At 63.9% G+C, this 3743-nt stretch carries 5 protein-coding genes; all 5 read left to right on the forward strand.

Translation table 11 applies throughout. The features are described from left to right. Positions 1-21 precede the first annotated feature (21 nt). The 5 genes from radC to HMPREF3014_RS13065 all read left to right on the forward strand — a co-directional run bounded on the left by radC (position 22) and on the right by HMPREF3014_RS13065 (position 3222). The gene (gene radC / locus HMPREF3014_RS13045; protein ID WP_033944630.1) at positions 22-528 is read left to right on the forward strand and encodes a RadC family protein; all 507 of its coding nucleotides are present in this window, start codon (positions 22-24) and stop codon (positions 526-528) included. Positions 529-633: 105 nt separating this feature from the next. Beyond that, positions 634-891, forward strand: coding sequence for a metal-sensing transcriptional repressor (locus HMPREF3014_RS13050; RefSeq protein WP_034017103.1), 258 nt, complete (start codon positions 634-636; stop codon positions 889-891). A 9-nt stretch (positions 892-900) separates the two neighbouring features. Then, on the forward strand, positions 901-2211 hold the full coding sequence (locus HMPREF3014_RS13055) for an MFS transporter (protein ID WP_034017104.1): 1311 nt from the start codon (positions 901-903) through the stop codon (positions 2209-2211). Positions 2212-2527: 316 nt separating this feature from the next. After that, a complete protein-coding gene (locus HMPREF3014_RS13060; RefSeq protein ID WP_034017106.1) occupies positions 2528-2878 on the forward strand; it encodes a DUF2958 domain-containing protein in 351 nt (116 codons plus the stop codon). 65 nt (positions 2879-2943) lie between these two features. Then, a complete protein-coding gene (locus HMPREF3014_RS13065; protein ID WP_034017108.1) occupies positions 2944-3222 on the forward strand; it encodes a hypothetical protein in 279 nt (92 codons plus the stop codon). Positions 3223-3743: the final 521 nt, after the last annotated feature.

Here is a 3743-nt window from a genome sequence, read left to right on the forward strand (position 1 = left end):
CCGAGCAACCGGAGCACGATCATGTCGCAACTCACACTCTCTCTCGATACCCCGCTGATGGTGCGCGATGGCCGAGGGCGCTATCGGCCGGCGGACGCTGACCAGATTCTGGAAGCCGCGCGCCAGGTCATCGAACAGAAGATGCAGCGCGGTGCATCGTTCAGTTCGCCGGCGGCAGTCAAGGATTATCTGCGCGCCAAGCTGGCCGGCTTCGAGCACGAAGTCTTTGCCGTCCTGTTTCTCGATACGCGCCATCGGCTGATCGACTACGTGGAGATGTTCCACGGCACGATCGACGCGGCCGAGGTGCATCCGCGCGAAGTGGTGAAGCAGGCACTGCGGCTCAATGCGGCGGCGGTCATCGTTTCGCACAATCATCCAAGCGGCAACCCCGAGCCGAGCGCGGCCGACAAGGCGCTGACCTCGCAGCTTCGGCAGGCGCTGGCACTGGTGGACGTTCGCACGCTGGATCACGTGATCGTCGCAGGCAGTAGCACCACGTCCTTCGCCGAACGCGGCCTGATCTGACCAAGGGGGCTTCGGCCCCCTTTTTGCTACGTCCGGCGCGTAACTCGGTTTGTGAACAAGCATCCTTGCCTCGACATATCCCCCCTGGGGGGATATAGTTCTTGCATGACGGAAGCACACAAGCACTCAAGTCATCCCGATTTGATAAAGCGTCTCAAGCGTGCCGAAGGCCACCTTCGGCACGTCGTCGGCATGATCGAGATGGGGAAGCCCTGCCTTGACATCGCCCGCCAGCTATCGGCGGTGGAAAGCGCCGTGACTGCGGCAAAGCGTGCTCTGATCCACGACCACATCGACCATTGCCTTGACCATGACGCCGCTTCCGTCATGAGCGAAATGAAGGCACTCGCCAAACTTCTTTAAGGCCGTCCGATGCTCGCTGTCCTTAAAAACCGAACCTATCGCCACCTGTTCGCCGCGCAGGTGATCGCGCTAGTCGGCACCGGCCTGATGACAGTGGCGCTGGGCCTGCTCGCCTACGAACTGGCGGGCGCGGACGCCGGAGCGGTGCTTGGTACGGCGCTGGCTATCAAGATGCTTGCTTATGTTGGCATCGCCCCAATCGCTCAGGCGTTCGCTGACCGTCTGCCGCGTAGGTCGCTGCTGGTCGCCCTTGACCTAGTTCGGGCAGCCGTGGCTCTCTGTCTGCCATTCGTCACCGAGGTCTGGCAAATCTATCTCTTGATCTTTGCCTTGCAGGCAGCCTCTGCCGGATTCACGCCGACCTTTCAGGCGACGATCCCGGACATCCTGCCGGACGAAGATGAGTATACGAAGGCGCTGTCGCTTTCGCGGCTGGCATACGACCTTGAAAGCCTTGTTTCCCCGATGCTGGCGGCTGCGCTGCTGACCATCATCAGCTTCCACAACCTGTTTGCCGGGACAGTGCTTGGCTTCCTTGTCTCGGCCGCGCTGGTGGTCAGCGTGGTGTTGCCCGCCTCGACACCTGGCCCACGTCGCGGCATCTGGGAGCGCACCACGCGGGGCGTTCGCCTCTACCTTGCAACGCCGCGGCTGCGGGGACTTCTAGCAGTTAGCCTCGCCGTGTCAGCAGCAGGTGCGATGGTGATAGTGAATACGGTGGTCATCGTGAAGGCACGCTTCGGCCTGGGCGAAGCAGAAGTAGCTTGGGCTTTGGCGGCGTTTGGGGGCGGTTCGATGATCGCTGCATTTGCACTGCCTGGGCTGCTCAACAAATTAGCGGATCGACCTGTCATGGTCACGGGAGCGGCGGTGCTGGTTATCGGTACGGCCATCGGGGCGCTGATTCCGTCTTATGTTCTATTGCTTCCACTTTGGCTGGTGATCGGTTTCGGCTACAGCGTGGCACAAACGCCTTCTGGTCGGCTGCTGCGCCGTTCCGCCCATGCCGAGGATCGGCCTGCGCTATTCGCTGCACAGTTTGCGCTGTCACATGCCTGCTGGCTGATCTGCTACCCGCTGGCGGGACGCTTCGGTGCTGCCTTCGGACTGCAATCAACCTTCATCGTTATGTCGTTGATTGGCCTCGCCGGTGTAGTGCTTGCGCTAATGCTTTGGCCTGCCGGCGATCCATCGGATATCGCCCATGACCACCCGGATCTACCGCCGGATCATCCGCATATGCGCGAACATTCAGGCCAGGGCCGACACCACCACCTTCTGATCGTGGACGACCTACATCAAGGGTGGCCACGCATGTAGCGTTGTGTCCTTCGCCAAACGCGATCTAACTTGACCAAGGGGGGGCTTCGGCCCCTTTTTGCTGCGTCCGTTGGCGCAACTCCGGCCCTCACGGGCCTGCGCGTGCTACGCACTTTCCCCAAAGCCGGGGTGCGTGGAGGTGCGAGGGAGGCGGTCTTGCTGTTCCCCTCATCGTGCCACGGCGTTCTCGCCGTCAAGGGCTGCGCGCCGATGGCGCTTGCGTCCTGGCGGCCGTCTGCGACCCCTGACTGCTTGCGCTGCGCCGTGCCCCGGAAGGGTCGGGCAATTCCGCCCGGCAACCTTTCAGGAGTTCACCGTGAACAACGCACTCATCACCGACGAGCAGCGCATCGTGCTGCTGGCCAACGGCCACGAATCCTTGGAGAGCGCGGACTTCGATCCGGCCCCCGTGGTCAAGCTGTTCACGCCGGACGCCGGCGCGACCTGGCTGCTGACCGAGATTGATCCCGACGACCACGACCACGCCTTTGGTCTTTGCGACCTGGGCCTGGGGGAGCCGGAAATCGGCTGGGTCAGCCTGGGCGAGTTGGCGACGGTGCGCGGCGGGCTGGGCCTGCCGATCGAGCGCGACCTGTCTTTCCGTGCCGAGAAGCAATTGAGCGCCTATGCGCGCGATGCGCGGCTGGCCGGGCGGATCGTCGTCTGACTTCGCCCTTGGAGCGCCGCAAGGCGCTCCTTGCGCTTTCTCAATCATCGAAGGAGATCAATGCCATGAGCAGCCATCACGACTACATCATCGAAATCACCGCGCAGCACGATGCACTCCAGCCGTTCGCACCGGAGAACGGCAAGCCCTTGCGCTTCAAGATCGGCGACGCGGTGATCTTCACCAACGAGTTCGGCGCACAGTTCCGGCGCCGCGTCACCGGGTTCTACCGGCCCACCGGGCTTTCGGGCATGTACGCCCGCGGTGCGCGCTACCTGCTGGACTCGTCATCGCCGTGGATGCCCGTTGCGGAATCCAGCCTGCGTCTTGACGACTCGGCGTGATGCCTACGCGCCCCTCACGGGGCGCTGCGCGCTTCGCTTGCCTCCAGGGGAAAGCCCTGCGGGCTATCCCCGCCGCGCGATGCTTGGCACCCCTAAAGACCGCCGAACCGGCTGCGCCGGCTCGGCCAGAAATCCGCAGCCACAGCAGACCCGGCTTTCCGATGCCTGGGGTGTAGTGCATCCCTTGCGCATGGTGCTCATCGAGCCTTGAAGGCTGGGCGTCCCCGGCCACCTGGGAGATGGCCGGTCGCGCTGTCGTGCGCGTAGCGCATCGAGCCGCCTGCGGCGTCTCGCCCCTGACGGGCTTCCATCGTTCCCTCGCTCCGCTCGGCTGACGCCTCCGGCCCGGCTTCCAGATCCGGGCCTGCGCGCTTCGCTTGCCGTGCGGTCAGCGCAAAGGGAAGGCCGTTGCCATGTCCAGCCGTCTTCCCTGACTCCATCACCTTGTCCGCGACTGTAGCCCGCGTCCGTGTGCAGTCAAGGCGCGCAGGGCCGTGTCCTCGGCTGCGCCTGCGGGCCGC

The sequence above is a fragment of the Pseudomonas sp. HMSC065H01 genome, assembly GCF_001815235.1.
Classification (GTDB): domain Bacteria; phylum Pseudomonadota; class Gammaproteobacteria; order Pseudomonadales; family Pseudomonadaceae; genus Pseudomonas; species Pseudomonas aeruginosa.

Excerpts from the sequence above, each read along its gene's own strand:
- HMPREF3014_RS13065 (WP_034017108.1), top strand. The coding sequence starts at position 2,944 with ATGAGCAGCCATCACGACTACATCATCGAAATCACCGCGCAGCACGAT.
- HMPREF3014_RS13050 (WP_034017103.1), top strand. The coding sequence starts at position 634 with ATGACGGAAGCACACAAGCACTCAAGTCATCCCGATTTGATAAAGCGT.
- radC (WP_033944630.1), top strand. The coding sequence starts at position 22 with ATGTCGCAACTCACACTCTCTCTCGATACCCCGCTGATGGTGCGCGAT.
- HMPREF3014_RS13055 (WP_034017104.1), top strand. The coding sequence starts at position 901 with ATGCTCGCTGTCCTTAAAAACCGAACCTATCGCCACCTGTTCGCCGCG.